Origin of the sequence: Pseudomonas sp. 34 E 7, from assembly GCF_900005715.1 — a bacterium.
GTDB lineage: Bacteria > Pseudomonadota > Gammaproteobacteria > Pseudomonadales > Pseudomonadaceae > Aquipseudomonas > Aquipseudomonas orientalis_A.
This window is the reverse complement of the sequence record NZ_CVTX01000170.1, coordinates 1-3,219: the sequence shown is the minus strand read 5'-3', so window position 1 is coordinate 3,219 and position 3,219 is coordinate 1. Positions and strand designations below refer to the sequence as shown.

Genomic DNA, 3,219 nt, shown 5'->3' with positions numbered 1-3,219 from the left:
AAGAGCCCTTTGGTTACTTTGGGGCTTTTCCAAAGTGACCCGCCGTCAGGGCGGAACCCTAAGCAGCCGTTACCGCAGAAACGGATATGTACTCAACCCAATCCACCATCCTGGTCGGCCCTGAGGCCGCCATCGGGGGCAAGTCGAATCGTCGCACCGCCCCTCCCACATTTGGACCGGGGCCGTCACAAGATACCGGTCGGCTCCAAGGCCGCCATCGGGAGCAAGCGCCACATTCGCCGTCCATGCCTCAGGCGCCCATATTTTCCGAGGTAACAATGTGCGGCGCAATATGCACCCGATGCCGCATTGCATCGAACCCCTCGGCGCTCTGCAATTGCACCAGCAACTCCACCAGGGCCACCGCCGTCTGGCGCGGCTGCGAATCCATCACCACATCGATCAACCCGCGGCTCAGCGCCTGGCGCGACAACTCGGTGGACTCCTGCAGGATGCAGCACAACGCCGGGCGCTTGGGCAGTTGCCCCAGGGCGTTGATCACGCCGTCACCGCCACCGCCCACCACGCACAACCCGCGCAGGTCGGTGTGGCGGCTGAGCAGGTCGAGGGTGGCTTCTTCGGTGATGTCGCAGTTGTCCAGATTGATCAGCGGTTCCAGCGGCTTGAGCCCCGGCGCGTGTTCGGCCAGGTAGCTGTGCAAGCCTTCGACCCGCGCCTGGTGGCCGAGAAAGCGATGGCCACCCAGCAGAATGCCCACGCTGCCCTTGCGCGCACCGCACGTGCGCGCCAGCAGCCAGCCCATGGTGCGTCCGACGACGTGATTGTCCTGGCCCACATACGGTTCCCGGGCTTGCTCATGAATATCCGAAAGCAATGCCACTACCGGCACGCCGGCTTCGCGGATTTGCGCAAGGCAGGCATTGATCAGCGGATGGGCGAAGCTGACCACCGCCAGGGCATCGCACTGCACGGCCAGTTGCTCGATCTGCGCGACGATGGCGCTGGGCGTGCGGTCATTGATGTAGTCGAACTGGCAGGTCAGGTTGGCCGTGGCGTGATGCTGCGCCGCGTCGCCGATGGACTGGGCCAGGTTGGCATAGAACGCCTGGGCGGTGCCCAGCAGGAGAATGCCGAAGCGGTAGGTCGGGCGCCGTTCGCGAATGCGCTGGCCGATCAGCCGCGCGGCAAAATAACCGACGGCTTCGGCAGCCTGGAACACCTGTTCGGCGGTTTGTGGATTGACCGGTGCGCGGGCGTTCAACACGCGGTCGACGGTGGCCACACTGAGGCCGGCATGGGCGGCAACCGTGGCGATGGTCGGGCGTTTATGGTTGGTCATGGCGAGCCCCTTGAGCGTCTTGATAGAAAACTATCAAGCCCCGCTGGGCCTGGATGATAGCTTGATAGGGAATGGATTCAAGGCCTTGAGGGTGATTTAGCCGCGCTCTATGGTTGGTTTCGCAAAGCACCTGAAACCCTACTCTTGCGGAGAACAATAACAATGCCTGAATACACCGCTCACCGCGCCCGACGCGACTACAGCCTGACCGGCCCCGAGGCCGCCCGCGCCGCCGAAAAAGGCCTGGTCTCGGCGCGCTGGTACCAGTCGCCGGTCCCGCGCAAACGCATGAAGGAACTGATGCAGCGCCGCGACGGCCCGGCGCTGGTCGACACGGCCATCTGGTTCGCGGCGTTGTTCGCAACCGGCTTTGGCGGCTACTGGTTCTGGGGCTCCTGGGCCTGTGTGCCGTTCTTCCTGGCCTATGGTGTGCTCTATGGCACCGCCTCCAACCCGCGCTGGCACGAAACCGGCCATGGCACGGCGTTCAAGACCCGCTGGATGAATGACGCGCTGTACCAGGTGGCATGCTTCATGTGCATTTTCGAGCCCCATGTGTGGCGCTGGAGCCATGCCCGGCATCACACCGACACCATCGTCGTCGGCCGCGACCCGGAGATCGTCGAACCGCGCCCGCCGAGCTTTTTGATGATGTTCCTGAGCCTGTTCAATCTGCCCCTGGCGTGGAAGACCTTCAGTGGCGTGGCGCGCCATGCCATCGGCCGGATGAGTGCCCAGGAACAGGATTTCATCCCCGAATCCGAATGGCCCAAAGTGTTTCGCGCCGCGCGCATCTGGGTTGGCCTCTATGGGCTGGTCATCGGCAGCGCCTTGTATTTGCACAGCTGGTTGCCGCTGATACTGGTGGGCTTGCCGAGCATCTATGGCGCCTGGCTCGGCTACCTGTTCGGCCTAACCCAGCACGTGGGCCTGGCCGAAGACGTGCTCGACCACCGCAGCAACTGCCGCACGATCTACATGAACCGCGTGCTGCGCTTTATCTACATGAACATGAACTACCACCTCGAGCACCACATGTACCCGATGGTGCCGTTCCACGCACTGGCGCAATTGCACGAAGAGATCCGTCGCGACTGCCCGCCGCCTTACGCCAATCTGTGGGAGGCCTACAAGGAGATCCTCCCGACGGTCTGGAAGCAGCGCAGCGACCCGACCTATTTCGTCCAGCGTCCGATCCGACGGCAGCCTGAATCAGCCCCTGCCTCCGTGCACGCAGAAGTTTCGGCCGGCTGAAGTTCGTTTCCTTTTAATAAGAGATAAAAACCATGAACGATCAATGGATCGACGTCTGCGCCGTGGGCGACATAGACGAGGAAGACGTGCTGCGCTTCGACCATGGGGCGCACACCTATGCGGTATTTCGCTCGGCCGAGAATGAGTTTTTCGCCACCGCCGGCCTGTGCACCCATGAAAAAATTCACCTGGCCGACGGCCTGGTCATGGACCATGTGATCGAGTGCCCCAAGCACAATGGGCGCTTCGACTACCGCTCTGGCAAGGCCCTGGGCGCGCCAGTGTGCGTCAATCTGCAAACCTACCCGGTACGGGTCGAAGCGGGGCGGGTGCTGCTCGCCGTCACGGCGTGACGATGGACGCGCCCCTGATTATCGTCGGCGCCGGCCATGCCGGTGGCCGTGCGGCGTTGACCCTGCGCGAAGAGGGTTACAGCGGTCGGCTGATCCTGATCGGCGACGAACCCCACGTGCCCTACGAACGACCGCCCCTGTCCAAGGGCCTGTTGCAAGGCAGCCAGGACCTGGCCGGCTGCAGCTTGTGCGACAGCACACGCCTGGCCGAGCTGGGTATCGAGCATCTGGCGGGCAACGCGGTCAGTCGGCTGGCGCCATTGCAGCATCGGCTGCAGTTGGCCGATGGCCAGTGGCTGCCCTACCACGGAT

General features: G+C 63.4%; 4 protein-coding genes. 3 read left to right on the top strand and 1 reads right to left on the bottom strand.

Annotation, left to right across the window (positions count from 1 at the left end; all coding sequences use genetic code 11):
• Positions 1-250 precede the first annotated feature (250 nt).
• Positions 251-1,300, bottom strand: a complete 1,050-nt coding sequence (locus BFP96_RS23310) for a LacI family DNA-binding transcriptional regulator (protein ID WP_065937098.1) — start codon at positions 1,298-1,300, stop codon at positions 251-253.
• Between the two features lie 162 nt (positions 1,301-1,462).
• Between BFP96_RS23310 and BFP96_RS23305 the strand changes: the two genes are divergently transcribed.
• The 3 genes from BFP96_RS23305 to BFP96_RS23295 all read left to right on the top strand — a co-directional run.
• Positions 1,463-2,554 carry a fatty acid desaturase family protein gene (locus tag BFP96_RS23305; RefSeq protein ID WP_065937097.1) on the top strand — a complete coding sequence of 364 codons (1,092 nt, stop codon included), beginning with the start codon at positions 1,463-1,465 and terminating at the stop codon, positions 2,552-2,554.
• A 32-nt stretch (positions 2,555-2,586) separates the two neighbouring features.
• Entirely contained in the window at positions 2,587-2,907 is a 321-nt protein-coding gene (locus tag BFP96_RS23300) for a MocE family 2Fe-2S type ferredoxin (protein WP_057721995.1), read from the top strand.
• Between the two features lie 2 nt (positions 2,908-2,909).
• Positions 2,910-3,219 (top strand): FAD-dependent oxidoreductase (locus BFP96_RS23295; protein ID WP_170876036.1); only part of this gene is annotated, 310 nt, incomplete at its 3' end.

Bases quoted from the DNA above. Each gene is read 5' to 3' on its own strand.
- BFP96_RS23310 (WP_065937098.1), bottom strand. From the start codon at position 1,300: ATGACCAACCATAAACGCCCGACCATCGCCACGGTTGCCGCCCATGCC.
- BFP96_RS23305 (WP_065937097.1), top strand. From the start codon at position 1,463: ATGCCTGAATACACCGCTCACCGCGCCCGACGCGACTACAGCCTGACC.
- BFP96_RS23300 (WP_057721995.1), top strand. From the start codon at position 2,587: ATGAACGATCAATGGATCGACGTCTGCGCCGTGGGCGACATAGACGAG.